Genomic DNA, 24495 nt, shown 5'->3' with positions numbered 1-24495 from the left:
GTTGCATATAGCGAGGAACACTTCGGATGATGATCCGCGATAACCGTCTCACAACATCCCTTCTGCGCGGCCTGAGCCTCACCCTGCTCGGCCTGACACTGCTCTCGCCCGCCGCCTACTCCGCCGACAAGATCGCCCTGACCTTGTACAACGGCCAACATAAGGAAGTCGGCGATGAACTCGCCAAAGCCTTTGAAGCCAAGACTGGCATTCACGTTAACGTGCGTAAAGGCAGCAGCAATCAGTTGGCCAGCCAGGTCGTCGAAGAAGGTGACCGTTCCCCTGCCGACGTAATCTATACCGAAGAGTCGCCGCCACTGAACAAACTCGGCGAGCAAGGCTTGCTGGCGAAGATCGATGCCAGCACCCTGGATGTACTGCCCAAAGATTACGTCGGCCGTAACGGCGATTGGATGGGCGTGACCGCCCGCACCCGCGTCGTGGCTTTCAACCCAAAACTGATTGCTGAAAAAGACCTGCCCAAGTCGGTATTGGACTTCGCCGGCCCCGAGTGGCAAGGCAAGGTCGGCTTCGTACCCACCAGCGGCGCCTTCCAGGAGCAAGCGGTGGCGATCATCAAGCTGCACGGTCGCGAAGCTGCCGAAGAGTGGCTGACCGGCCTGCGCGCCTTCGGCAAGGTATACAGCAACAATATGGTCGCCCTCAAGGCCGTGGAAAATGGCGAAGTGGCCACCGTGCTGGTGAATAACTATTACTGGTTTGCCCTGAAGAAGGAAAAAACCAACCTGGATTCCCAACTGCACTATTTCACTGATGGCGATGCCGGCGGCCTGATCACCGTGTCCTCCGCTGCCGCACTGAAATCCAGCAAGCATCCCAAGGAAGCTCAGCAATTGCTGGCATTCATGGCCAGTGAAGAAGGCCAGCGCGTGATCACCAACACCTCGGCCGAGTACCCGCTGCGCAAGGGTATGGAATCCAACCGTGGCCTCAAGCCCTTCAGCGAGCTTCAACCGCCGAAAGTCACTCCGGCCGACCTTGGCAACGCTGAGGAAGCACTGGAGCTGGAACGTGATGTTGGCTTGAACTGATGAACCCGTCGCTGACGACCGGCGCATTCAGCCCCCGGCGCAAACGCCCTTCGATCTGGCTGTTGCTGCCGGTGCTGTTGCTGGTTGGCCTGAGCCTGCTGCCACTGGCATATGTCGGGCTCAAGGCTTGGCAGGCCGGCTGGGCAGAGGCGGTGCATCTGTTGTGGCGGCCGTATGTCTTTGGCCTGCTGCGCAACACCCTCGCGCTGATGGTCGGCGTGACGGTGGCCTGTGGCGTGATCGGCCTGTCCCTGGCCTGGCTGCTGGAGCGCAGCAGCCTGCCAGGGCGGCGCCTCTGGGGCGTGATCCTGTGCCTGCCGTTTGCGGTGCCGGCATTTGTCAGCAGCTTTACCTGGGTGTCGTTGAGCGCCAACTTCGAGGGGCTCGGCGGCGCAATCCTGGTGATGAGCCTGTCCAAATACCCGCTGGTGTTTTTGCCGGTGGCGGCAACCTTGCGCAACCTCGACCCGTCCCTGGAAGAATCCGCCCGCACATTGGGGTTGAATCGCTGGGGCGTGTTCTTTCGCATCACCTTGCCGCTGCTGTGGCCGTCGTTGCTGGCCGGGGCGTTGTTGATCGCCCTGCATATGCTGGTGGAGTTCGGCGCGCTGTCGATCATCGGCCTGCAGACCTTCACCACAGCGATCTACCAGCAATTCGAACTGGAATTCAGCAATGCCAATGCCGCGATGCTTTCGGCGGTATTGCTGGTGATGTGCCTGACCTTGTTGTGGCTGGAACTGCGCGTGCGCGGCAAAGGCCGGCATGTGCGCATCGGCCAGGGTGCGGCGCGACATGCCGGACAGGTCCAACTGGGCAAGTGGGCGTTATTGGGTCAGGTGTATTGCCTGGCGCTGGCAATCATCGGCAGTGGCATTCCATTGGGGATGCTCGGTTACTGGCTGGCGGTAGGCTCATCTGCGGCGTTTCCGATGGCAGAGATAGGTGAGGCGCTGCTGTCCTCCCTGGCACTGTCCCTGGGCGGCGCAGCTCTGTGCCTGGCGCTGGCGGTGCCGGTGGGATTGCTGGTGGTGCGCTACAAAGGTCAACTGGCGATCTGGGCCGAGCGCCTGCCTTACTTGCTGCACGCCCTGCCCGGCCTGGTGATCGCGCTGACCCTGGTGTATTTCGCCCTGCACTACGTGCCGGTGCTGTACCAGACCTCGGCGTTGCTGCTGATCGCTTATGCGCTGCTGTTCTTGCCCTTGGCCCAGGCGCCGATTCGCACCGCGCTGAACAAGGCCGCACCGCAATTGGAAGAGGCAGCACGCACGTTGGGCGCTTCGTCGTTCAGTGCGTTTTGCCGAGTGACGTTGCCGATTATCTTCCCGGCGCTGGGGGCGGCATTTGCACTGGTGTTTCTGGATGCGATGAAGGAATTGACAGCGACGTTGCTGTTGAGCCCAACCGGGCTGAATACCTTGGCGACTGCCGTTTGGGCACATACCTCGAATGTGGAGTTTGCGGCGGCGGCGCCTTATGCAGCGTTGTTGATATTGGTGTCGGGGTTGCCGGTGTATTTGCTCACGACTCGGATGTATCTGAGTCGCTGAGATCGCTATCGGAAGCAAGCCCCCTCCCACATTGGAACGCATTCCAAGTGTGGGAGGGGGCTTGCTCCCGATGAGGCCGGCACAGGCAACACTAAGCCCTGAACTGCCCCAGGCTCGCCTTCAACTGCGCCGCCAACCCATCGAGCACCTTGCCACTGGCCGTCGTCTCTATTACCGCCTGCGCCGCACGCTCGGCCTGGGCATGGATTACCTCCACCCGCCCGCGCACTGCATGGGCGCCCTGGGCCTGATGCTCGGCTGCACGAGTCGCCAGTCCGATGGCCGCGTGCACCTGCTCCACCGATGCCTGGACCGTCTGTTGCAAGCGCACGCTGTCGCGCAGCACCAGCAATCCTTCATTGGCCTGGCGCCCAGCCTTACCGATGGTTTCCACCGCCTCACGCGCGCCCTGCTGCAATGCCACGATATGCGCCTGGATATCGCCAGTGGAGCTTTGGGTCTTACTGGCCAATGCACGCACTTCGTCCGCCACCACGGCGAACCCACGACCGGTCTCACCGGCGCGGGCTGCTTCGATGGCTGCGTTGAGTGCGAGTAGGTTGGTTTGCTCGGCGATGCCATGGATTACGGTCAACACCACCTCGATTTGCTCGCTTTGCTGGGCCAGGCGCTCGATAACCTGGGAGCCGGCCTGGACCTGCCCTGCCAACGCCTCGATCAAGCTGCCGACTTCGGCCGACGTGCGCGAATTTTCATCCGTGGCCTGGCGAATATCCACCACTTGTTGCAAGGCTGCCTGCATGGCATGGCTTTCGGCCTGGGCCTCGTCGGCCATTTGCGAGAGTGCGCGCAAACTCTGCGCCACTTCATCACGCTGCAAGCCAGCAGCAGCATCGGCGCCGGCATTGCGCAACGTCATGGCGCCGATTTCCACACCGGTGCGCTGGGCCACGTCGCCTGCTTCGCGCACGATGGGTTGCAATTTATCCACAAAGCGATTGACCGCAGAGGCCATGTCACCAATTTCGTCCTTGCTGTTGATCTGCACGCGCTTGGTAAGATCACCCTCCCCTGCCGCCAGGTCATCCATGGCCGCGATCAGCAGCTTCAAGCGGTTGACCACGCGCCGACCGAGTACGATGGCGATCAGCAGCAATACGCCAAGCCCCACCAAGGCCAGGCCCATGCCGATGCGCCAGCGCAGGGTGCCCGCAGCGTCCTGCACGGCACTGGCGGTATTGGCGGTCATTTGGGTAGCTGTGGCCTGCGCCGATTGCAGTCTGGCGCCCATGGCGGCGGCACTGTCAGCAGCAGCCCCCTTGAGACTATCGCCCACCAATTGGTCACCGCTGGCAATCAGCGCGGCAAAGCGCTTATCCAATGCTTGCAGATCGGCTTCAACCGCCGCAGTGGATACGCCCATGCGCACCTTGCCGATTTCCACGCCGTTGGGGCTGATAGAGGCTTCTACGTAATACACGGAAGGGTCAGTCTTGGCCGCGTCCAGCACTTTATCCAGGGCACGCTCGCCCGCTCCCTTCGCCAGCAGGGCCTGGTTGATCGGGTTTTCGCGATTCAGGTAACGGGTCAAGTGCTCGCCTGCTGCGTCGTCATACACTACGAACAACACATTGGGGTTACGCTGGGCACGCCGGGCGAACTCCGACAGCGTCGGCACATCACTGTCCCACATGGCGCGAGGGGCCACTGAAGCCAACAATTGCGCCATATCATTGGCGGAGTCCTGCAGGTCTTTTTCCAGGGTCGCACGCAGCTGTTTCTGTTCTTCCTGCAAGCGCGTGGAAAGCCCCGCCGTCAGACGCTGGCGGGTACTGGTCGACAGGCTGTCCAGGCTGGAGGTGACTTCCTTGCCCGCCTGGGCCAATTCGCCAGACAGCTTCTGGCTGTCGATACCCAGGCGATTGCTCAAATCGGCCTCCAGTGCAGTGACCGTGCTCCGCGTCAGAGCGACGGCGACCAGCACTTGCACCAAAAGAGCGATACCAAGGGTAACGAAGACCGGCCGCAACAGCCGGCTTTGTAACAATGAGAGAACGGCAGACATCGGGAATCCCTCCACCACGGGTGCCATTAAATTGATAGCACCGCGAAAGAGAGAAACACAGCAAGGGTCGTGCCGCTTGCCAGACAGAAACGACAAAGGGCTCCCGAAGGAGCCCTTTGCTTTTTACATCAACAGCTTATTAAGCGAACGGGTGACGCAGCACGATGGTTTCGTTGCGGTCCGGGCCCGTCGAAATAATGTCGATCGGTGCGCCGATCAACGCTTCAACACGCTTGATGTAGGCACGGGCGTTGGCTGGCAGTTCTTCCAGGGTCTTGGCACCCACGGTCGATTCGGTCCAGCCTGGCACTTCTTCGTACACAGGCTGCAGGCCTACGTAGCTGTCGGCGTCGGTCGGAGCGACATCGTTGCCTTCTGCATCTTTGTAGCCGATGCAGATGTTGATGGTTTCCAGACCGTCGAGGACGTCCAGCTTGGTCAGGCAGATGCCCGAGATGCTGTTCACATCGATAGCGCGACGCAGGATAACGGCGTCGAACCAGCCACAACGGCGAGCACGGCCGGTGGTTGCGCCGAACTCGTGACCTTGCTTGGCCAGGTGTGCACCGACGTCGTCGAACAGCTCAGTCGGGAATGGACCCGAACCGACACGGGTGGTGTAGGCCTTGGTGATGCCCAGGATGTAGTCCAGGAACATCGGGCCAACGCCTGAACCTGTGGCGACTCCGCCGGCGGTGGTGTTGGAGCTGGTGACGTACGGGTAGGTACCGTGGTCGATGTCCAGCAGCGAACCCTGGGCGCCTTCGAACATGATGTCTTTGCCGGCGCGACGCAGGTCATGCAGCTCGGCGGTCACGTCCAGCATCAGCGGCTTGAGCAGTTCAGCGTATTCCTTGCACTCGGCCAGGGTCTTCTCGAACTCGATGGCCGGCTCTTTGTAGTAACCCACCAGCATGAAGTTGTGGTAATCCACCAGTTCACGCAGCTTGTCTTCAAAGCGCGGCATGTTGAGCAGGTCGCCTACACGCAGGCCACGACGGGCTACCTTGTCTTCGTAGGCCGGGCCGATACCGCGACCGGTAGTACCGATCTTCAGCTCGCCACGGGCCTTTTCACGGGCCTGGTCCAGCGCAACGTGGAAGGACAGGATCAGCGGGCAGGACGGACTGATACGTAGGCGCTCACGCACCGGCACGCCTTTCTCTTCCAGCTTGATGATCTCGCGTAGCAGGGCATCAGGTGCGACCACCACGCCGTTGCCGATCAGGCACTGCACACCTTCGCGCAGTACGCCCGAGGGGATCAGGTGCAAGACGGTTTTTTCGCCATCGATGACCAGGGTGTGGCCAGCGTTGTGGCCACCTTGGTAGCGCACTACGGCGGCAGCATGTTCGGTCAGCAGATCAACGATCTTGCCTTTGCCCTCATCACCCCATTGGGTGCCCAGGACTACGACATTCTTACCCATAACACTTGTCCTCATTCGCGCAAACTTGGTGCCGGCGATGGCCGGCAGGAAAACTCAAGAAGCCAGTGGCGATACTTGCCAAAGCCCGTTCTGCTGAATCAATTGCCGGTCGCAGTCCGCTTCACGGGCGGCGGCCAATGGCTGCCCAGGCAAGGCCTGGACCACACGCTGACCCTCACTGCGCAACTGGCAAACCTGCTGCCAGAGTGCCGCGTCCGTACTGTCGGGCATCCAGATGCCACCAGACGGCAGCTCGACCTCAGCACGCCCCAGGGTCACCAGGGTTTTCAAATCGGTGGAGAAACCAGTGGCCGGACGCGCACGACCGAAGTCAGCGCCGATATCGTCATAACGACCACCCTGGGCGATGGCTTGGCCAACACCCGGGACAAATACCGCGAACACCACACCGGTGTGGTAGTGGTAGCCGCGCAACTCACCCAGATCAAAATACAGCGGCAGCTGCGGGAATCGCGCCGACAGGCGCTCGGCGATTGCCAGCACGTCATCCAGCGCAGCCAATACCGGCGCCGGCGCCTTGGCCAGGCGCTCACGTGCAGCCGACAGCACTTCACGGCCACCGCACAGATCAACCAGCGCACGCAGCATACCGGCCAGATCCGCAGGTACACCCTCGGTGAGGGCGACCACTTCATCAATGGCCTTGCGTTGCAGGGCATCGAACAACTGCTGCTCTACTTCGCCGGACAACCCGGCCGCACGGGCCAGGCCGCGGTAGATACCGACGTGCCCCAGGTCCATGTGCACAGCCGGCACGTCAGCCAGTTGCAGCATGGCCAGCATCAGGCTGATCACTTCAACGTCACTGCTCGGGCTGGCATCGCCGTACAACTCGGCGCCCAACTGGATCGGGCTACGGGAAGACGACAAGGCACGCGGCTGGGCATGTAGCACGCTGCCGGCGTAGCACAGGCGGCTTGGACCTTCGCGGCGCAGAGTGTGCGCATCGATGCGCGCCACTTGCGGCGTGATGTCGGCACGGAACCCCATCTGCCGGCCCGATTGCGGATCGATGACCTTGAAGGTACGCAAATCCAGGTCCTGGCCCGCGCCGGTCAGCAGGGATTCCAGGTACTCGATATGGGGAGTCACGACAAACTCGTAACCCCAGCTCTGGAACAGATCCAACACCTGGCGACGCGCTATTTCAATGCGCGCAGCTTCTGGTGGCAGTACTTCTTCGATGCCATCTGGCAGCAGCCAGCGGTCTACCGTTGCCATTACGCCATTCCCCTATGATCCGGGCGGCCAGCCCTCGGCCGAACCTTGAGTGAAGCAGAAAATACCCGCCCCCTGCATAAACCACGCGCAAGAGCGACGTGACGAATGGCCTGTAACCGGCCTCGTCGGGCACTTTCCTCGAAAAACCTGTCACGCCTGCCGAATCAAACATGCAGACGCAAAAAAGCCGGGAATTTCCCGGCTGCCGCATCATACACCCGTTTTCTGAAAGGAGCACCCCGCCAGGCATTTTAGCCGCCCGACGGAGTGCTTCCTACAGAATCAAAGGCTGGTTACTTGGACTTTTCCAGGTAGCGGAAGAAGTCGCTGCTTGGGTCCAGCACCATGACGTCGGTTTTGTTCGCGAAGCTTTCACGGTAGGCGCGCAGGCTACGGTAGAACGCGTAGAACTCCTGGTCCTGGCCGTAGGCCTTGGCGTAGATCGCCGCGGCTTGGGCATCACCATCACCACGGGCCTCTTCAGACTCGCGATAGGCTTCTGCCAGCAGGACACGGCGCTGACGGTCGGCATCCGCACGGATACCCTCTGCCAGCTCGTTACCCTTGGCGCGGTGCTCACGGGCCTCGCGCTCACGCTCGGTGCTCATGCGCTCGAACACGCTGCGGTTGACTTCCTTGGGCAGGTCAATGGCCTTGACCCGGACATCGACCACTTCGATACCCAGCTCTTTTTCCGCCATGGTGTTCAGCGAACGCGTGATGTCAGCCATCAGCGCATCCCGCTCACCGGATACCACCTCGTGCAGGGTGCGTTTACCAAACTGGTCACGCAGGCCCGATTCCAGACGACGCGAGAGACGCTCGTCAGCAATCTGCTTGAGGCCGGAGGTCGCGGTGTAGAAGCGCTCGGCATCCTTGACGCGCCACTTGGCGTAGGCGTCAACCATCACGGCTTTCTTTTCCAGTGTCAGGAAGCGCTGTGTCGGTGCATCCAGGGTCATCAGGCGGGCGTCGAACTTGCGCACCTGGTTGACGTAGGGGACCTTCACATGCAGGCCCGGCTGGACATCCGCCTGGACCACGCGACCGAATTGCAGCAGCACCGCACGCTCGGTCTGAGCCACGATGTAGAAGCAGTTCCAGGCAGCGATGACCACGACGACGCCCACAATCAGGGCGGTCAGCGATTTATTGCTCATCAACGACTCTCCCTGGTACGTGTTTGCTGTTGCAGCAAGTCAGCGGCCGCACGGGCGCTCGCTTCGTTGGCAGCGGCATTGGAACCGGTAGACGGTGCGCTGGTGCCACTACGACCACCTTCGATCATCTTGTCCAGCGGCAGGTACAGCAGGTTGTTCTGCCCTCCCTTGCTGCCAGTCACGAGAACCTTGCTGGTGTTGCTGAAGACTTCCTGCATGGTGTCCAGGTACAGACGCTCGCGGGTGACTTCCGGCGCCTTGCGGTACTCGGCCACCAGCTTGGTAAAGCGATCCGCCTCACCCTTGGCGCGAGAGACCACTTCATCGCGGTAGCCATTGGCATCCTCGATGATGCGCTGGGCCTGACCACGGGCTTCCGGCACGACGCCGTTGGCGTAGGTTTCAGCCTGGTTGCGCGAACGCTGCTCGTCTTCACGGGCGCGGATCACGTCGTCAAAGGCTTCCTGCACTTCACGCGGTGCCGCTGCGCTCTGTACGTTCACCTGGGTGACGGTGATACCGGTGCGATAGGTATCGAGGAAGCGTTGCAGCCGCTCCTTGATTTCACTGGCCATCAATTCACGACCTTCGGTGAGCACCTGGTCCATGGCGGTGGAACCCACCACGTGGCGCAGGGCACTTTCGGTTGCGTGTTGCAGGCTGATTTCCGGCTGGTCGACGTTCAGCACGAAGTCCTGCAGGTTGCTGATCTTGTACTGCACGGTCAGCGGCACTTCGACGATGTTCTCGTCTTCGGTCAGCATCTGGCCCTGTTTGGTGTACGCCCGCTCACGCGTGACGTTCTCCATGTACTTCTTGTCGATCGGCGGGAAATAGATATTCAGGCCCGGGCCGACGGTCTCGTAGTACTTGCCGAAGCGCAGCACCACGGCCTGCTCCTGCTCGTCCACGACGTATACCGCACTGTAGAGCCATACGGCCGCCAGCACGACAAGACCCAGGCCCAACAGGCCATAGCCACCGCCCTTGCTTGTGCGACCGCCGTCGTCACCACCACGTTTTTTTCCACCACCGAACAACCCATTCAGGCTTTCCTGCAGCTTTCGGAAGGCCTCGTCGAGATCCGGTGGCCCCTTGCGGTCGCCGTTATTGCGGCGCTTACCACCCCAAGGATCCTGATTATTCGAGTTGCCACCCGGCTCATTCCAAGCCATAGCGCTCTCCATCTGATAAAGCAAAGACGCACCCACGGCGCGCCGACCAATGCTACAGAATGCCTGCTACCGCGGCACAACCGCTTTAGGAGGCTTTTATTGCAAAGTGTGTTGTTCGATGAACTCTGCCGGTACAACACCCTCGCGACTGACCAGCCGATTGAGTTCCGAGCGCGGCAATCGAACGGCCAGCAAGCTGACACCTTCTTCGTCGTGTTCTTCTTTCTGTACCGCGCCCAATTCGAAAAACTGTGCACGCAGTCGAGCAAAACGCTGAGGCAAGCGCAAGGTGCCGACGAACAAATCGCTGCCGAGCAATTCGGCAATGGCTTGTTCAAGCAGCTCCAGACCACTGCCATCACGCGCCGACAACCAGACCCGTTGGGGCTTGCCGTTTTCGTCGCGCTGGATCTGTGGCTCAACGCCTTCAAGCAAATCGAGTTTGTTATAGACCTCGAGGATCGGCAAGTCCTGGGCACCAATCTCGCCCAGCACCACCATGACCTGTTCAATTTGCAGCATGCGATCCGGTTCGGCCGCATCGATCACGTGCAAGAGCAGGTCGGAATTGCTCGACTCTTCGAGCGTAGACCGAAATGCCTCGACCAGCTTGTGCGGCAAGTGACGAATGAAACCCACGGTGTCGGCCAGGACAATCGGCCCCAGGTCGTCGATATCCAGGCGGCGCAGGGTCGGGTCGAGGGTTGCGAACAGTTGGTCGGCCGCGTACACGTCCGATTTCGTCACGTTGTTGAACAGCGTGGATTTGCCGGCGTTGGTATAACCCACCAGGGAAACGGTAGGGATATCCGCGCGGGTACGGCCACGGCGCGATTGCTCGCGCTGGCTGCGCACTTTCTCCAGGCGGCCCTTGATCTGGCGCAGGCGAACCCGCAGCAGACGCCGGTCGGTTTCCAACTGGGTTTCACCGGGACCACGCATGCCGATACCGCCACCTTGACGCTCAAGGTGCGTCCAGCCGCGAACCAGGCGGGTGCTCATGTGGTCAAGCTGGGCCAGTTCGACCTGGAGCTTGCCTTCATGGGTACGGGCGCGCTGGGCAAAAATATCGAGGATCAGGCCGGTACGGTCAATCACGCGACACTCGAAGACACGTTCGAGGTTACGTTCCTGACTGGGCGTGAGAATGTGATTGAAGATCACCAGATCGGCTTCTTCGGCGTGGACCAGGTCGCGCAGTTCCTCGACCTTGCCGCTGCCTATCAGGTATTTGGCGGTTGGCCGATGACGCGGCACGTTAAAAAACGCAACGGTCTCGGCGCCGGCCGAATTTGCCAACTCCTGAAACTCCTGCGGATCTTCGCGCGCCTCAGGGTCCTGTCCATCCAAGTGAACGAGGATTACTCGCTCACCACCACCGTGGCGCTCAAAGAACAAAGGAGACTCCTATCAGGCGTTACCTGGCTCAGCGTCACCCTGTTCGTCACCTGCTGCGCTAGGCAGACGGATTGGACGAACTGGAACGACTGTCGAGATAGCGTGCTTGTAGACCATCTGGCTGACGGTGTTTTTCAGCAGGATCACGAACTGGTCGAACGACTCGATCGTACCTTGCAGCTTGATACCGTTGACCAGATAGATGGAAACCCCCACTTTCTCTTTACGTAAAGTATTCAAGTAAGGGTCTTGTAGCGAATGCCCTTTTGACATGTGCCGCACTCCTTTAAGGATCAATAATAAAAAATCGGAAAATAGATAGCTTATGGCCGCCACACCCCCAAGGATAGACGGCAATTGCAAGGACTCAGCTCAATATGGAGACCGTTCCCAAGTATTTCAAGGCGCGTGACAGATTGTCGCTGTCCAGGCTGTCCAACCAGTGCAATTCGCTCCAGCTGCGCAGCCAGGTGAACTGGCGCTTCGCCAATTGGCGCGTGGCAATGATGCCGCGCTCCTGCATTTCGGCTGACGTCAGCTTGCCATCCAGATGATCCCAGACTTGGCGGTAGCCTACAGCACGTATCGAAGGCAGCCCGGGATGTAGGTCACCTCTTGAACGCAGTGCTACGACCTCCTCCACAAACCCCTGTTCCAACATAATTGTGAATCTTTGTGCAATTCGTTCATGCAGCACCTGGCGATTTGCCGGAGCGATGGCCAGGTTCGCCACAGTATAGGGCAATTGTGGTTGTCCAGATGCGCCTGCATCAGCACTTTGCGCACTTTGTTTCAGCCTGTGTTCAGTCATGGTCCGGCCACTCACACGCCAGACTTCCAAGGCACGGGTGAGACGCTGGGGGTCATTGGGGTGAATGCGCGCTGCGGACACCGGATCCACGGCCGCCAATTGCTCGTGAAGGGCTTGCCAGCCAAGGCGTGCAGCCTCTTCTTCGAGTTCGGCGCGCACTTGGGCGTCAGCGGGCGGCATATCGGCCAGGCCTTCCTGCAAAGCCTTGTAGTAGAGCATCGTACCGCCCACCAGCAGCGGAATATTGCCCCGCGCGGTGATCTCAGCCATGGCCGCCAGGGCATCGGTGCGAAAATCCGCTGCCGAATAGCTCTCGGCCGGGTCGATGATGTCGATCAAACGGTGCGGATACTGGGCCAACAACGCTTTCGACGGTTTAGCGGTACCAATGTCCATGTCCCGGTAAACCAGGGCAGAGTCAACGCTGATCAGCTCGCAGGGCAACACCTTGGTCAGCTCGATGGCCAGGTCGGTCTTGCCGGCGGCCGTGGGGCCCATCAGGAAGATCGCGGGGGGCAAGGCACTCATCAACGACCGCGCAGGAAGAGTTTGTCCAGATCGTCCAGGCCCATCTGGGTCCAGGTCGGTCGGCCATGGTTGCATTGGCCGCTGCGCTCGGTGTTTTCCATGTCACGCAGCAGGCCGTTCATTTCCGGCAGGGCCAGGCGACGATTGGCGCGGATGGCGCCGTGGCAAGCCATGGTGCCGAGCAGCTCATTGATATGCGCCTGGATGCGGTCACTGGTGCCGTATTCCATCAGGTCTGCCAGCACGTCGGCCACCAGGCGGTTGGCCTCAGCCTGTTTGAGCAACGCGGGAATCTGCCGGATCGCCAGGGTTTCCGGACCTAGACGCTGCAATTCGAAGCCAAGTTTCTGGAACACACTGTGATGCTCTTCCGCGCAATCGGCCTCGCGCTGGCTCACCGCAAGGGATTCCGGCACCAACAGCGGCTGGCCGCTGAGGCCTTCGCTGGCCATGGCGATTTTCAAGCGCTCGTACATGATTCGTTCGTGGGCGGCGTGCATATCCACCAGCACCAGGCCATGAGCGTTTTCAGCGAGGATATAGATGCCCTTGAGCTGCGCCAGGGCGTAACCCAATGGCGGGATATCGCCGCCGCCTTCCGGCAATGAAGGAGCAATACCCGGCTCGGCGCCCGGCAGCGGCGCAAAAAACTCACGGTACGCCGCCTGGGCCTCGGCCACCGGCACTGTCGATTGCGGGCGCGGCGTGTATTGATACTGATAGCCCGCACCGGCACCCGAGTTCGGCGCCGTGTAGGTCGGCTGCGACTGCGGCGATTGCAGCAGGTTGGCGGCCAGGCTCATTTCACCCTGGGGGCCGAACTCTCCGGCTTCCGGGCCAGTTGGCCGTACCACGGCCGTGACAATCGGCGCTGACAGTTGGTCATCCGGACGCACATCGCCCAGGGCGCGGTGCAGCGTGCCATACAGGAAGTCATGCACCATGCGCCCGTCGCGGAAGCGTACTTCGTGCTTGGTCGGGTGCACGTTGACGTCGACCACCGACGGGTCGACCTCAAAGAACAGCACAAACGTCGGATGCCGCCCGTTGAACAGCACATCGCGGTAGGCCTGGCGTACCGCGTGGGCCACCAGCTTGTCGCGTACCGCACGGCCGTTCACAAAGAAATACTGCAAGTCGGCCTGGCTACGGGAAAACGTCGGCAAACCGACCCAGCCCCACAGCCTCAGGCCATTGCGTTCGATCTCAATCGGCAGTGCCTGCTCCAGGAACCCGCCACCGCACACTGCCGCCACCCGGCGAGCGCGTGCGGCGTCGTCGTGGGCTTCGTGCAGGCTGAGGATGGTCTTGCCGTTGTGGCGCAGATGAAACGCCACATCGAAGCGCGCCAGGGCCAGGCGCTTGATGACTTCCTGCAGGTGGTCGAATTCGGTTTTCTCGGCCTTGAGGAATTTGCGCCGTGCCGGGGTGTTGAAGAACAGGTCGCGTACTTCCACCGAAGTGCCCACCGGGTGCGCCGCCGGCTGGACCCGAGGCGCCATGTCGCGGCCTTCGGTTTCCACTTGCCAGGCTTGCTCGGCACTGCGGGTGCGTGAGGTCAAGGTCAGGCGGGCCACGGAGCTTATGGAGGCCAGTGCCTCACCGCGAAAGCCCAGGCTCATGACCCGCTCCAAGTCTTCCAGGTCGCGGATCTTGCTGGTGGCGTGACGGGCCAGGGCCAGCGGCAGGTCGTCGGCGGAGATGCCGCTGCCGTCATCACGTACCCGCAGCAGCTTGACGCCGCCCTGCTCCACGTCGACATCGATGCGCTTGGCGCCGGAGTCGATGCTGTTTTCCAGCAACTCCTTGATCACCGAAGCCGGGCGCTCAACGACCTCACCGGCGGCGATCTGGTTGGCAAGACGCGGGCTGAGCAATTCAATGCGCGAGCCGCTGTTCAAGATGGTTTCGCTCATTACTGTGCCGCCAGTTCAGTGCCGGGGATGGTCAACACCTGGCCGATCTTCAACTCATCGGTTTTCAGGTTATTGGCACTGCGCAAGGCCGCAGGCGTGACCTGGAAACGTACTGCCAGCATGGCCACGGTGTCACCGGGCTGCACGCGATGGTCACGCGGGCCCTGGGCGATTTTGCCGGAGTCGCGCAGCCAGGCGATATAGGTGCCCGGCGGCGGGTTCTGCTGGAAGAACTGGCGCACGCCGGCGCTGATCGAGCGTGCCAACGCCTGCTGATGGCTGGCGCTGGCCAGCTTCGAGGCTTCGTTGGCGTTGGAGATAAACCCGGTTTCCACCAGGATCGACGGGATGTCCGGCGACTTCAACACCATGAACCCGGCCTGCTCCACGCGCTGTTTGTGCAGCGAGGTCACGCGGCCGATGTTGCTCAGGACTTTCTGGCCGACGTTCAGGCTGGAGGTCAGCGAGGCGGTCATCGACAGGTCGAGCAGTACGCCGGCGAGCATCTTGTCCTTATCATCGAGGGACACGTTGCCGGCCCCGCCAATCAAGTCGGAACGGTTTTCGCTGTCGGCCAGCCAGCGTGCGGTCTCGGAGGTGGCGCCGCGATCCGACAAGGCAAACACCGAAGCACCAAAGGCGGCGGTGGACGGCGCGGCGTCGGCGTGGATCGACACGAACAGGTCCGCGCCCTTCTTACGGGCAATTTCGGTACGGCCACGCAACGGAATGAAGTAGTCACCGGTACGGGTCAACTCGGCGCGGTAGCCTTTCATGCCATTGACCTGGCGCTGCAGCTCGCGGGCGATCGCCAGTACCACGTCCTTCTCATGCTGGCCGCGGGAGCCGGAGGCACCAGGGTCTTCGCCACCGTGGCCGGCGTCGATCACCACGATGATGTCGCGCTTGCCGGCCGGTGCGGGCGGCGGCGGTGGCAGCTTGACCTGGGGTTGCGAGGGGTTGACCGGCACTGCGGGCACCGTCGCCACGCTCGGCGTCGGCGCATGCGGCGGTGCGGCGTCGGCAGGGTTGTCGAACAGGTCGACCACCAGGCGGTTGCCGTATTGGGCGTTGGGCGCCAGGGAAAAGCTTTTGGGGGTCACGGCCTTTTTCAGGTCAATGACCACGCGCAGGTCGGTCGGCGTACGCTGGGCCGAGCGCATGGCGGTAATAGGCGTGTTGGCGGTAGAAACCTTCAGCGGCGCGGCCAGGCTGGCACCGTTGATGTCTATCACCAGGCGATCAGGCGCCGTCAGGGTAAAGACACTGTGCTGGACCGGGCCAGACAGGTCGAACACCAGTCGCGTGTTATCCGGAGCTCGCCACAGGCGAACGCTCTTTACCTGTGAAGCAGCCAGAGCATTGACAGTCATTGCCGCAAGCAACACCCCCACGACAGCAACCAACGCGCGAAAGCGCATACCTAACCCCACCAATTTTATTTGAATTCCAATGCCAGAGTGGCGCACCACGCTTTAGCGCGCTCGCTCTGGGGCAACAACTTCAGCTGACGTCCGTGCTCATGCGGCGTAATGGTAATGGTCATGTCTGGCTTTGGCAAAAAGCCTGTGCCTTTATCTGGCCATTCGATCAGGCATAGCGCATCTTCGTCGAAATAATCACGGATGCCCATGAACTCCAGCTCTTCGGGATCTACCAGACGGTAGAGGTCGAAGTGGAAGGCACGCACGTCACCGATCTCGTAGGGCTCTACCAAAGTGAACGTCGGGCTTTTCACCGCGCCCGTATGGCCCAGACCGCGAATAATTCCTCGCGACAGCGTGGTCTTGCCGGCCCCAAGGTCACCCTCGAGAAAAATCAATCCGGCCCCGGCGGTGACCTGCGAGATGCGTTGACCGAACGCAACCATGGCGTCTTCATTCGCCAGGAAAAGCACTAATTCAGGCACGGCGACTGCTCCTCCAGCAATTGACGAATGGCAGGTATCAGGTCGCTGGCCGCCAGCCCGCGACCAAAACTGCCTTGGCGATCCCCCGCAGTGGCATGCAACCACACGGCCAGGCAGCTTGCGTCATACGCGGGCATACCCTGGGCCAACAAGGCACCGACCAGGCCCGCCAGGACATCACCGAGCCCCGCCGTCGCCATGGCCGGGTGGCCTTGATCACAGCGAGCAACCCGCCCGTCCGGGCTGGCAATCAAACTGCCAGCCCCCTTGAGGATAGCCACTGCATTGAATTTCTCGCTCAACGCGCGCGCCACCTTAAGGCGGTCCGCCTGAACCTCGGCTGTCGAAATGCCCAACAACCGCGCTGCTTCACCTGGATGTGGGGTGATCACGCTATTGGCAGGAAGGCTGACGCTGCCTGTGGCCAGCTGATTCAAGGCGTCAGCATCCCAGACCTGCGGCTGCTGGGCATTGGCCGCCACGGACAGCAGGCTTTTGCCCCACGCCGCAGCGCCCAAGCCCGGGCCAATCACGATGACCGAGATTTTTTCAAGCAGGCTCATCAACTGGTTGGCAGAGCTGACGCCCACCGTCATCACTTCCGGCAGCCGTGCCAGCGCCGCCGGCACATGCTCAGGGCGGGTCGCCAGGGACACCATGCCGGCACCGCTGCGCAAGGCACTTTCGCCACTGAGCAACGCCGCACCGCCAAAGCCGTGATCGCCGCCGATGACCAATAGATGCCCGTACAGGCCCTTATGGGCGTTCGGGGAACGCGCAGCCAGTTGCGGCAAATGGCCAGGCAACAGGGGCTGCACGTCGGTTATTTCGTGTTTTGTCTGAGGCATGCGTCTTCAAGCTCCGATGTCTGGCAGAATTATACGCATCTAACCTGTGGTTTCCCGTGTCTCATGCCTGCTATTACCTCCGATCTGCCCGCCCTCGCCCAATCGATCAAAGACTGGGGCCGCGAGCTGGGCTTTCAGCAAGTCGGCATCAGCGGCCTCGACCTGGCTGAGCATGAACAGCACCTGCAACGCTGGCTCGACGCGGGCTACCACGGCGAGATGGACTACATGGGCGCCCACGGCAGCAAGCGTTCGCACCCTGACCAACTGGTGCCCGGCACCTTGCGCGTGGTATCGCTGCGCATGGACTACCTGCCCGGCGATACCCAGATGGCGCAACTGCTGGCCAAGCCGGAAAAAGCCTACATCTCGCGCTACGCCCTGGGCCGCGACTACCACAAGCTGATCCGCAAACGCGTGCAGCAATTGGCCGATCGCATCCAGGCACAGATCGGCCCCTTCGGCTTTCGGGCCTTTGTCGACAGCGCCCCCGTATTGGAAAAAGCCATCGCCGAACAAGCCGGCCTGGGCTGGATCGGTAAAAACACCCTGGTACTCAATCGCAAGGCCGGCAGCTATTTCTTCCTGAGCGAACTGTTTGTGGATCTGCCGCTGCCGGTGGACCCACCCCACGCCACCGAACACTGTGGCCGCTGCACCGCCTGCCTGGACATCTGCCCCACCAATGCCTTCGTCGGCCCTTATGTGCTGGACGCCCGGCGCTGCATTTCCTACCTGACCATCGAACTCAAGAGCGCCATCCCCGAGGACCTGCGCTCGTTGATCGGCAACCGCGTATTTGGCTGCGATGACTGTCAGATCGTTTGCCCGTGGAATCGTTTCGCCCGACCCACCGCCGAAAGCGATTTCAAGCCACGGCACAATCTGGATAACGCGGAACTTGCCGAACTGTTCATGTGGGACGAGGATAAATTCCTCAGCAGCACCGAAGGCTCACCCTTGCGCCGTGCCGGCTACGAGCGCTGGCTGCGCAACCTGGCGGTAGGCCTGGGTAATGCGCCGTCGAGCATACCGGTGCTGGAAGCCTTGAAGGCGCGGCGCAATTATCCGTCGGAGTTAGTGCGCGAGCATGTGGAATGGGCGCTGAACCAGCACGCGGCCCGCTAGTGTACGTCGTCGTTGTAGACGAACTTGGGCATTTCCCAGTGAAAACGGATCGCCAGCAGGCGCAATAAAAAGCCGCTGAATAGCGTCAGCAGAATCGCTTGTTCGCTGGGCAGCTCCAGATACAGGCACAGCAGATAGAACCACGCGGCCAGGAATGACACGCTGGCGTACAGCTCCCGGCGGAAGATCAGCGGAATGTCGTTACAGAAGATATCCCGCAGGATGCCGCCGAACACCCCAGTGATCACCCCGCTGACCGATGCCACTAGCATGCCGTGGCCCATTTCCAGAGCGGTCATGCAGCCGATCAGGGTAAATGCCACCAAGCCCAAGGCGTCCAACGCCAAAAACAGCGAGCGAAGGCGGCGCATCAGCGGTGCGATAAAGATCGTCACCAACGCCGCGACGGAGGTGAGCACCAGGTATTCCGGGTGCTTGACCCACGTCAGCGGGTAATGGCCGAGCAATACATCGCGCACCGAACCACCGCCCAGGGCCGTCACACAGGCGATCAGCACCACGCCAAACCAATCCATGCCACGCCGACCGGCGGACAAGGCGCCAGTCATGGCTTCGGCCGTGATGGCGATGAGGTAGAGCATCAGCAACATGATGGCGATCCTTGCAGAGAGGCCGGCAGTCTAATCATTTGCTGATGGCACCAAAAGGGGGCGCTCGGAGATAAACCCAGTCGCCCGCCATCAGGGCAAGTGCCCTTCCACCTTTGGATTTGCAAATCCATTCAAATGTGGGAGGGGGCTTGCTCCCGATGAGGGAGTGTCAGTCAATGCATCTGGGGCTGACACAACGCCATCGGGAGCAAGCCCCCCTCCCACATGTTCAGCAGTCGCCCCGTTTTCAAGCCTTGATGAAATGCTTGCGGTAATGCTGCAACTCGGCAATCGACTCGCGAATATCATCCAGCGCCAGGTGCGTGCTGCCTTTATGGAAGCTGTCCTTGACCTCCGGCGCCCAACGCGCAGCCAGCTCTTTGAGCGTCGACACGTCGAGGTTGCGATAGTGGAAGTAGCTCTCCAGCGCCTTCATATGCGTATAGAGGAAGCGTCGGTCCTGGCAGATGCTGTTGCCGCAGATCGGCGACTTGCCCTTGGGTACCCACTTTTCCAGGAAGGCGATGGTTTCAGCTTCGGCTTCGGCCATGCTGATGCGGCTGTCGCGCACGCGTTGGGTCAGGCCGGAGTTACCGTGGGTGCGGGTGTTCCACTCGTCCATGGTGGCGAGCACGGCGTCACTATGGTGGATGGCGATCACCGGACCTTCGGCCAAGGTGTTGAGGTTGCTGTCGGTGACAATGGTCGCCATCTCGATAATGACGTCGGTGTCGGGGTTCAGACCGGTCATTTCCAGATCGATCCAAATCAGGTTCTGTGGGTTTTGCATGGCTTGATTCTCTTGGCACCTTGGCGTAGCCAGGCAGTTTAGCAGGCGGGGGCGTGCTAGACTCGCGACCGTTTTACCTAACCTTTGCATTATCGACACGGAACACCAATGGCCAAACGCCAGCTCAATCGTCGCCAAAACTGGCGCATCGAAAAGATTCAAGGTGAACGCGCCGCCCGCGCCGCCAAACGCGAATCCTCCGCCGTGGAAGCACTCGAGGGCGGCGACCTGGGCCCAGAACAAACCGGCCTGGTGATCGCGCACTTCGGTGTGCAGGTCGAGGTCGAGGCGCTGGAAGGCGAGCTCGCAGGCTCAGTATCCCGTTGCCACCTGCGCGCCAACCTGCCTGCGCTGGTCACCGGCGACAAAGTCGTGTGGCGTGCCGGTAACCAGGGCATCGGCGTGATCGTCGCCCAATTGCCACGCAGCACCGAACTGCGCCGCCCCGACAGCCGTGGCCAGCTCAAGCCGGTAGCCGCCAACGTCGACATGATCGTGATCGTGTTCGCGCCGCTGCCCGAGCCCCATGCCAACCTGATCGATCGCTACCTGGTCGCGGCCGAGCATGCCGGTATTCGCCCGCTGCTGCTGCTGAACAAATTCGACCTGATCGACGAGCAGAACGCCCCGGCGCTCAATGCGTTGTTGGCGGTCTACCGCACCCTGGGCTACCCGGTGCTGGAAGTGTCAGCCCATCACGGCAACGGCATGGAACAACTGCAACAGCAGTTGGACGGGCGCATCAGCGTGTTTGTCGGCCAGTCCGGCGTGGGCAAGTCCTCGCTGGTCAACAGCCTGTTGCCGGAAGTCGACACCCGCGTCGGCCCACTGTCGGAACTGTCCGGCCAGGGCACTCACACCACCACCACCGCGCGGCTGTTCCACTTCCCCGGCGGCGGCGAATTGATCGACTCCCCGGGAATCCGTGAATTCGGCTTGGGCCACGTCAGCCGCAGCGATGTGGAGGCAGGCTTTATCGAGTTCAACGACCTGATCGGTACCTGCCGCTTCCGCGACTGCAAGCACGACCGCGAGCCGGGCTGTGCGTTGCTCAAAGCCTTGGAAGATGGCCGAGTGCAACAGCAGCGAATGAACAGCTATCGGTCGATTATTGCGAGTTTGCCTGAAAGCAATTACTAAGCCGCCAGCCTCTGTAGGAGCGAGCTTGCTCGCGAAGACCCCAAGAGCAACGCGGGCATCCTGGATACACGCGTTATCGTTGACGTTTTTCGCGAGCAAGCTCGCTCCTACAGTGAAACAGCAAATACAACAAGGCCGCGATCATCGCGGCCTTGTTGTATCTGGAGCTTAGGAGGCCGGCGCAGGCACCGTAGGATCCTTCACCCCGCCATCATCAAACAGGTTCAACTTCTGCCGCAGTTCATGGGCCGGCAGCGGCTGCTGTTCCGGCGGTAGCGCATTCGGATCAACCGGCACTTCGCCTGGTGCGCCGTCACCCTGGGTCGGTGTCGGTGGCGGCGGCTGGTCGCCCTCAATCGCACGCTGGGCCTTTTTGGTCAGTACCACGATATCAATGCGGCGGTTGACCGGATTGAACGGGTCCTTGGGATCAAACAACTGCGAGGAAGCAAAACCTACCACTCGCGCCACTTGCGGGTCTGGATAGCTACCGGCCACCAGTGCACGGCGGGCGGCGTTGGCGCGGTTGGCCGAGAGTTCCCAGTTGCCAAAATCGCCCTGGCCCGCGTAAGGCTTGGCATCGGTGTGGCCGCTGATGCTGATCTTGTTCGGCACCGCCTTGATGGTGTCGGCCATGGCCAGCAGGATGTCTTCAAAGTACGGTTTCAACCGCGCGCTGCCGGAGTCGAACATCGGCCGGTTGGCGGCGTCGGTAATCTGGATGCGCAGCCCCTCGGGGGTGATCTCGAAGGAAATCTGGTCCTTGAACTTCAGCAGCTGCGGGTTTTCTTCAACCTTATTCTGCAATTCTTGCAGCAACAGCTCCAGGCGCTCCTGCTCGACCTGCTCGGCCATGGCTTCAACCGTATCGCGCTCGATCGGGATTTTTTCCTGGGGCGACTCGGTCTGCACCTCCGGGTTGATGGTGCGCTCAGGTGCCAACTGTGGCGAGCCACCCAGGTCGATCACGAAGGGCGTGCCGCTTTCCGAAAAGCCAATCGGGTCTTTGAAATAACCGGCGATGGCGATCTTCTGTTCCGGCGTGGCGGTAGACATCAGCCACAGCACCAGGAAGAACGCCATCATTGCCGTGGCAAAGTCGGCGAAGGCGATTTTCCAGGCACCACCATGGTGCCCCGCAGCGAAGCGCTTGACGCGCTTGATAATGATCGGCTGGTTGTTTTCCATGGCTTAGCGACCGCGAACCGCTTGTTCCAGCTCGGAGAAACTTGGGCGATGCTTGGGGTACAGCACCTTGCGCCCGAACTCCACGGCCAGCGACGGCGGCATGCCCGACGCGGACGCTACCAGGCACGCCTTGATCGCTTCATAGAGGTTGACCTCTTCCTTGGCATCATGGGCCAGGGATGTGGCGAGGGGCCCAAAGAAACCATAGGCCGCGAGGATACCGAAGAAGGTCCCCACCAGCGCCGCGCCGACGTGCATGCCGATGGCCGCCTGGTCGCCCTCGCCAAGGGAGGCCATGGTCACCACGATACCCAGTACCGCGGCGACAATACCAAAGCCCGGCATGCCGTCGGCGATGCCGGTCACGGCGTGGGACGGATGCTCCAGCTCTTCCTTGAGGCTGAACAGTTCCATGTCGAACAGGCCTTCCAGCTCGTGGGGCGCCATATTGCCGGACGACATGATGCGCAAATAATCACAGATATACGCAGTCATGCGCTCGTCTTTGAGCACCGCCGGGTATTTGGCGAAAATCGGGCTGGCGGCGGCGTCTTCGATATCGCCCTCGATCGCCATCATGCCTTCACGGCGGCTCTTGTTGAGGATCTCGTAGACCAGCCCCAGCACCTCCAGATAGAAGGTGTGGGAAAAGCGCGAACTGAACATGCCCAGCGACTTCTTGATCACATGCATGGTCATGTAGCCGGGGTTGGCCTGCAAGAATGCGCCAAACGCCGCGCCGCCGATAATCAGCACTTCGAAAGGTTGAATCAATGCGGCGATTTTACCGTGGGAGAGGACGTACCCTCCGAGCACACTTGCGATGACGACAATGATGCCGATAATTTTAGCCATAGGAGATGGGTACTTGCGCCGTCGGGTTCATGGACATATTGGGTGTTGCGGAAAACTCTTGTTCTACTTATCGGCAAAACTGCGCCAGACTATAGCCCGTTAAGGCGAAAAGCCAATTCAGCCCGTTCCGGGCGTGTTAAACGCAAGTGATGATCGCGCCCCAATCATGGCAAACGAAACGACCGTATCCAATGCAAAACCCACCACCCTCGCCGCTTGGATCAAGCGCCTGGACGATGTTTTGCTGCCAGTGCCCCAGGCCAGCCATGAACGCGTATGCAAGGCCATTCGCGATAGTCGCAGTTCATTGCGAGATATTGCCGAACTGATGCAGAACAGCCCGGCCCTGGTGCTCAGCGTGATGCGCGAAGCCAACAGTCAAACCCATGGCAGCCTGGCCGAACCTGCGGAAAACCTCGAAGTCGCGCTTAATCGCCTCGGCCTCGAGCGTGCAGAGAAACTGCTGGCGCGCCTGCCCTCAGTGCCAGCCCAGGAAATCCCTGTTGCGCTGCGCCAATTGCTATTGGTGAGCCAGCATGCGTCCCAGCAAGCCAACGGTTTGTTCGGCAGCCGCTTGGCGCGGTTGTGGCAGGACATACACTGGGGCAGCCTGCTGTTTCTGTCACCGCTGTGGCCGATGGCCGTCGCCTTCCCCAAGCTGTTGGAGGAATGGGAACTGCGGGTTATCCATAAAGGCCAGTCGGCGCGCCATGTCGAGCAGGAGCTGTTCGGCGTGCGCTTGCTCGATCTGTGCCTGGGCCTGACCGAAGCCTGGCACCTGCCGATCTGGGTGTCACAGGGCTACAAGCTGCTGTTAGAGGAGCAGCGTTTGCTGGTCAAGGCGCTGCACATTGCCCGCGAAGACGATGCCCTGCGCCACCAGCAACTGCTCGATGCCGAGCCCAACCTGCGCCGCTGGCTGAACCAGCCGGCCAACACCGTGCTGCTGGCCAACGGCATGGCGATGTCGGCCCAGGAATCCTGGACTTGCCCGCACACCGAGCGTTGGCAATACCTGACCGCCTTGTACCTGCAGGTGCCATTGAGTGACGTGCAACAGCAGGTGCACCAGCAAGCTGTGACCAGCGCACGCACCACCTTGATGCCCGACCTCTGGCACCCGGCGCTGTCGCTGATCTGGCCGTGGCATGTGCAGAAGGTCCATCGCGGCCTGCTGCCAGCGCCGCCGCCCACCGCCGAGTCCCTTGCGGTGTGGCGCAAACACTGTACGGAACTGCTGGTCGAGCCAAATCGTTTCGCCAATGCCATGCACCTGACCACCTGCGCCAAGAGCGCCTTGGTAGCCAGCGGTATGCAGCGGGTTTTGCTGTTCATGGCCGACCGCGCCTTGAGTACCTTGCGCGTACATCAGGCCGATGGGCTGCCCAAGGACGCCGCACACCTGAGCCTGGATGTGGTCAACAGCACATTGCTGCAACGCCTGCTGGAAAAATCCGCCCAGGTGCGGCTCAGCCCCGACAACCATGCGCAGTTCTCAGCCCTGCTGCCGCCGGTCCTGCGCCGCTTGTTTACCGGCGAGCACTTGCTGCTGCGCTCTTTGAGCTGCAACGGCCGCGTAGTAATGCTGATCGTCGCGGACCAGGGCGGCGGGCCATTCTCGGAAACCACCGTGCAGGCGTTCGGCAAAACCGCCCAATGCATCGAAAAGGCCCTGCACAGCTTTACCAACCGCAGCGCCTGATGCTTGCGCTACAATCGCGGTCTTTAATCGCCAA

Annotated in this window: 21 protein-coding genes; 5 read left to right on the top strand and 16 right to left on the bottom strand. The window is 61.2% G+C overall.

Annotated features, from left to right (window positions below; translation table 11 throughout):
- Positions 1 to 26: 26 nt before the first annotated feature.
- Together KVH01_RS10140 and KVH01_RS10135 are read left to right on the top strand one after the other, a co-directional pair.
- Positions 27 to 1052: an iron ABC transporter substrate-binding protein gene (locus KVH01_RS10140; RefSeq protein WP_124399131.1), complete on the top strand. Its 1026-nt coding sequence runs from the start codon at positions 27 to 29 to the stop codon at positions 1050 to 1052.
- Entirely contained in the window at positions 1052 to 2605 is a 1554-nt protein-coding gene (locus KVH01_RS10135; protein ID WP_043047868.1) for an ABC transporter permease, read from the top strand. The genes KVH01_RS10140 and KVH01_RS10135 overlap by 1 nt, the downstream gene beginning before the upstream one ends.
- A 91-nt stretch (positions 2606 to 2696) precedes the next feature.
- On the opposite strand, the gene KVH01_RS10130 is transcribed toward KVH01_RS10135, so the two are convergent.
- From KVH01_RS10130 to KVH01_RS10075, 12 genes are all read right to left on the bottom strand, one after another.
- On the bottom strand, positions 2697 to 4631 hold the full coding sequence (locus KVH01_RS10130; RefSeq protein WP_217881328.1) for a methyl-accepting chemotaxis protein: 1935 nt from the start codon (positions 4629 to 4631) through the stop codon (positions 2697 to 2699).
- 139 nt (positions 4632 to 4770) lie between these two features.
- The gene (locus tag KVH01_RS10125; RefSeq protein ID WP_043047871.1) at positions 4771 to 6060 is read right to left on the bottom strand and encodes an adenylosuccinate synthase; all 1290 of its coding nucleotides are present in this window, start codon (positions 6058 to 6060) and stop codon (positions 4771 to 4773) included.
- Between the two features lie 54 nt (positions 6061 to 6114).
- Positions 6115 to 7302, bottom strand: coding sequence for an ATP phosphoribosyltransferase regulatory subunit (locus tag KVH01_RS10120; protein WP_124399127.1), 1188 nt, complete (start codon positions 7300 to 7302; stop codon positions 6115 to 6117).
- Positions 7303 to 7595: 293 nt separating this feature from the next.
- Positions 7596 to 8462: a protease modulator HflC gene (gene hflC / locus KVH01_RS10115; protein WP_010213607.1), complete on the bottom strand. Its 867-nt coding sequence runs from the start codon at positions 8460 to 8462 to the stop codon at positions 7596 to 7598.
- Complete coding sequence (gene hflK / locus KVH01_RS10110; protein ID WP_043047874.1) at positions 8462 to 9637, bottom strand: FtsH protease activity modulator HflK; 1176 nt, start codon at positions 9635 to 9637, stop codon at positions 8462 to 8464. Before hflK ends, hflC begins: the two co-directional genes overlap by 1 nt.
- Before the next feature lie 96 nt (positions 9638 to 9733).
- Positions 9734 to 11035, bottom strand: a complete 1302-nt coding sequence (hflX, locus tag KVH01_RS10105) for a ribosome rescue GTPase HflX (protein WP_043047876.1) — start codon at positions 11033 to 11035, stop codon at positions 9734 to 9736.
- Positions 11036 to 11047: 12 nt separating this feature from the next.
- On the bottom strand, positions 11048 to 11308 hold the full coding sequence (gene hfq, locus KVH01_RS10100; protein WP_003188059.1) for an RNA chaperone Hfq: 261 nt from the start codon (positions 11306 to 11308) through the stop codon (positions 11048 to 11050).
- Positions 11309 to 11402: 94 nt separating this feature from the next.
- Positions 11403 to 12374, bottom strand: a complete 972-nt coding sequence (gene miaA, locus KVH01_RS10095) for a tRNA (adenosine(37)-N6)-dimethylallyltransferase MiaA (RefSeq protein WP_217881327.1) — start codon at positions 12372 to 12374, stop codon at positions 11403 to 11405.
- Complete coding sequence (gene mutL, locus KVH01_RS10090) at positions 12374 to 14290, bottom strand: DNA mismatch repair endonuclease MutL (protein WP_043047878.1); 1917 nt, start codon at positions 14288 to 14290, stop codon at positions 12374 to 12376. Before mutL ends, miaA begins: the two co-directional genes overlap by 1 nt.
- On the bottom strand, positions 14290 to 15711 hold the full coding sequence (locus KVH01_RS10085; protein WP_217881326.1) for an N-acetylmuramoyl-L-alanine amidase: 1422 nt from the start codon (positions 15709 to 15711) through the stop codon (positions 14290 to 14292). Before KVH01_RS10085 ends, mutL begins: the two co-directional genes overlap by 1 nt.
- A 17-nt stretch (positions 15712 to 15728) precedes the next feature.
- A complete protein-coding gene (gene tsaE / locus KVH01_RS10080) occupies positions 15729 to 16199 on the bottom strand; it encodes a tRNA (adenosine(37)-N6)-threonylcarbamoyltransferase complex ATPase subunit type 1 TsaE (RefSeq protein ID WP_217881325.1) in 471 nt (156 codons plus the stop codon).
- Entirely contained in the window at positions 16187 to 17047 is an 861-nt protein-coding gene (locus KVH01_RS10075; RefSeq protein WP_217881324.1) for an NAD(P)H-hydrate dehydratase, read from the bottom strand. Before KVH01_RS10075 ends, tsaE begins: the two co-directional genes overlap by 13 nt.
- Before the next feature lie 63 nt (positions 17048 to 17110).
- Between KVH01_RS10075 and queG the strand changes: the two genes are divergently transcribed.
- The gene (queG, locus tag KVH01_RS10070) at positions 17111 to 18175 is read left to right on the top strand and encodes a tRNA epoxyqueuosine(34) reductase QueG (protein WP_043047887.1); all 1065 of its coding nucleotides are present in this window, start codon (positions 17111 to 17113) and stop codon (positions 18173 to 18175) included.
- Here the strand turns inward: queG and KVH01_RS10065 are convergent.
- Together KVH01_RS10065 and orn are read right to left on the bottom strand one after the other, a co-directional pair.
- A complete protein-coding gene (locus KVH01_RS10065) occupies positions 18172 to 18789 on the bottom strand; it encodes a trimeric intracellular cation channel family protein (RefSeq protein ID WP_172833454.1) in 618 nt (205 codons plus the stop codon). The two genes, queG and KVH01_RS10065, sit on opposite strands and share 4 nt — an antisense overlap.
- A 244-nt stretch (positions 18790 to 19033) precedes the next feature.
- Complete coding sequence (orn, locus tag KVH01_RS10060; protein WP_010213620.1) at positions 19034 to 19576, bottom strand: oligoribonuclease; 543 nt, start codon at positions 19574 to 19576, stop codon at positions 19034 to 19036.
- A 108-nt stretch (positions 19577 to 19684) separates the two neighbouring features.
- Between orn and rsgA the strand changes: the two genes are divergently transcribed.
- Positions 19685 to 20716 (top strand): small ribosomal subunit biogenesis GTPase RsgA, encoded by a 1032-nt coding sequence (gene rsgA / locus KVH01_RS10055; protein ID WP_043047889.1) that lies wholly within the window; start codon positions 19685 to 19687, stop codon positions 20714 to 20716.
- A gap of 168 nt (positions 20717 to 20884) precedes the next feature.
- Here rsgA and motB read toward each other — a convergent pair whose 3' ends face one another.
- Together motB and motA are read right to left on the bottom strand one after the other, a co-directional pair.
- Positions 20885 to 21904: a flagellar motor protein MotB gene (gene motB, locus KVH01_RS10050; protein ID WP_217881323.1), complete on the bottom strand. Its 1020-nt coding sequence runs from the start codon at positions 21902 to 21904 to the stop codon at positions 20885 to 20887.
- Between the two features lie 3 nt (positions 21905 to 21907).
- Complete coding sequence (gene motA, locus KVH01_RS10045; protein ID WP_043047893.1) at positions 21908 to 22759, bottom strand: flagellar motor stator protein MotA; 852 nt, start codon at positions 22757 to 22759, stop codon at positions 21908 to 21910.
- 166 nt (positions 22760 to 22925) lie between these two features.
- Here motA and KVH01_RS10040 point away from each other — a divergent pair, with 166 nt between their 5' ends.
- The gene (locus tag KVH01_RS10040) at positions 22926 to 24461 is read left to right on the top strand and encodes an HDOD domain-containing protein (protein WP_217881322.1); all 1536 of its coding nucleotides are present in this window, start codon (positions 22926 to 22928) and stop codon (positions 24459 to 24461) included.
- The last annotated feature ends 34 nt before the right edge of the window (positions 24462 to 24495 follow it).

It is taken from the genome of Pseudomonas khavaziana (genome assembly GCF_019145205.1).
Classification (GTDB): domain Bacteria; phylum Pseudomonadota; class Gammaproteobacteria; order Pseudomonadales; family Pseudomonadaceae; genus Aquipseudomonas; species Aquipseudomonas khavaziana.
The sequence above is the reverse complement of the archived record's forward strand: the minus strand, read 5'-3'. Positions and strand labels throughout refer to the sequence as shown.

Excerpts from the sequence above, each read along its gene's own strand:
- hflC (WP_010213607.1), bottom strand. The coding sequence starts at position 8,462 with ATGAGCAATAAATCGCTGACCGCCCTGATTGTGGGCGTCGTCGTGGTC.
- KVH01_RS10120 (WP_124399127.1), bottom strand. The coding sequence starts at position 7,302 with ATGGCAACGGTAGACCGCTGGCTGCTGCCAGATGGCATCGAAGAAGTA.
- mutL (WP_043047878.1), bottom strand. The coding sequence starts at position 14,290 with ATGAGCGAAACCATCTTGAACAGCGGCTCGCGCATTGAATTGCTCAGC.
- KVH01_RS10075 (WP_217881324.1), bottom strand. The coding sequence starts at position 17,047 with ATGCCTCAGACAAAACACGAAATAACCGACGTGCAGCCCCTGTTGCCT.
- KVH01_RS10040 (WP_217881322.1), top strand. The coding sequence starts at position 22,926 with ATGGCAAACGAAACGACCGTATCCAATGCAAAACCCACCACCCTCGCC.
- KVH01_RS10085 (WP_217881326.1), bottom strand. The coding sequence starts at position 15,711 with ATGCGCTTTCGCGCGTTGGTTGCTGTCGTGGGGGTGTTGCTTGCGGCA.
- KVH01_RS10135 (WP_043047868.1), top strand. The coding sequence starts at position 1,052 with ATGAACCCGTCGCTGACGACCGGCGCATTCAGCCCCCGGCGCAAACGC.
- motB (WP_217881323.1), bottom strand. The coding sequence starts at position 21,904 with ATGGAAAACAACCAGCCGATCATTATCAAGCGCGTCAAGCGCTTCGCT.
- KVH01_RS10130 (WP_217881328.1), bottom strand. The coding sequence starts at position 4,631 with ATGTCTGCCGTTCTCTCATTGTTACAAAGCCGGCTGTTGCGGCCGGTC.
- queG (WP_043047887.1), top strand. The coding sequence starts at position 17,111 with ATGCCTGCTATTACCTCCGATCTGCCCGCCCTCGCCCAATCGATCAAA.
- hflK (WP_043047874.1), bottom strand. The coding sequence starts at position 9,637 with ATGGCTTGGAATGAGCCGGGTGGCAACTCGAATAATCAGGATCCTTGG.
- hfq (WP_003188059.1), bottom strand. The coding sequence starts at position 11,308 with ATGTCAAAAGGGCATTCGCTACAAGACCCTTACTTGAATACTTTACGT.
- motA (WP_043047893.1), bottom strand. The coding sequence starts at position 22,759 with ATGGCTAAAATTATCGGCATCATTGTCGTCATCGCAAGTGTGCTCGGA.
- KVH01_RS10140 (WP_124399131.1), top strand. The coding sequence starts at position 27 with ATGATGATCCGCGATAACCGTCTCACAACATCCCTTCTGCGCGGCCTG.
- miaA (WP_217881327.1), bottom strand. The coding sequence starts at position 12,374 with ATGAGTGCCTTGCCCCCCGCGATCTTCCTGATGGGCCCCACGGCCGCC.
- orn (WP_010213620.1), bottom strand. The coding sequence starts at position 19,576 with ATGCAAAACCCACAGAACCTGATTTGGATCGATCTGGAAATGACCGGT.
- KVH01_RS10125 (WP_043047871.1), bottom strand. The coding sequence starts at position 6,060 with ATGGGTAAGAATGTCGTAGTCCTGGGCACCCAATGGGGTGATGAGGGC.
- rsgA (WP_043047889.1), top strand. The coding sequence starts at position 19,685 with ATGGCCAAACGCCAGCTCAATCGTCGCCAAAACTGGCGCATCGAAAAG.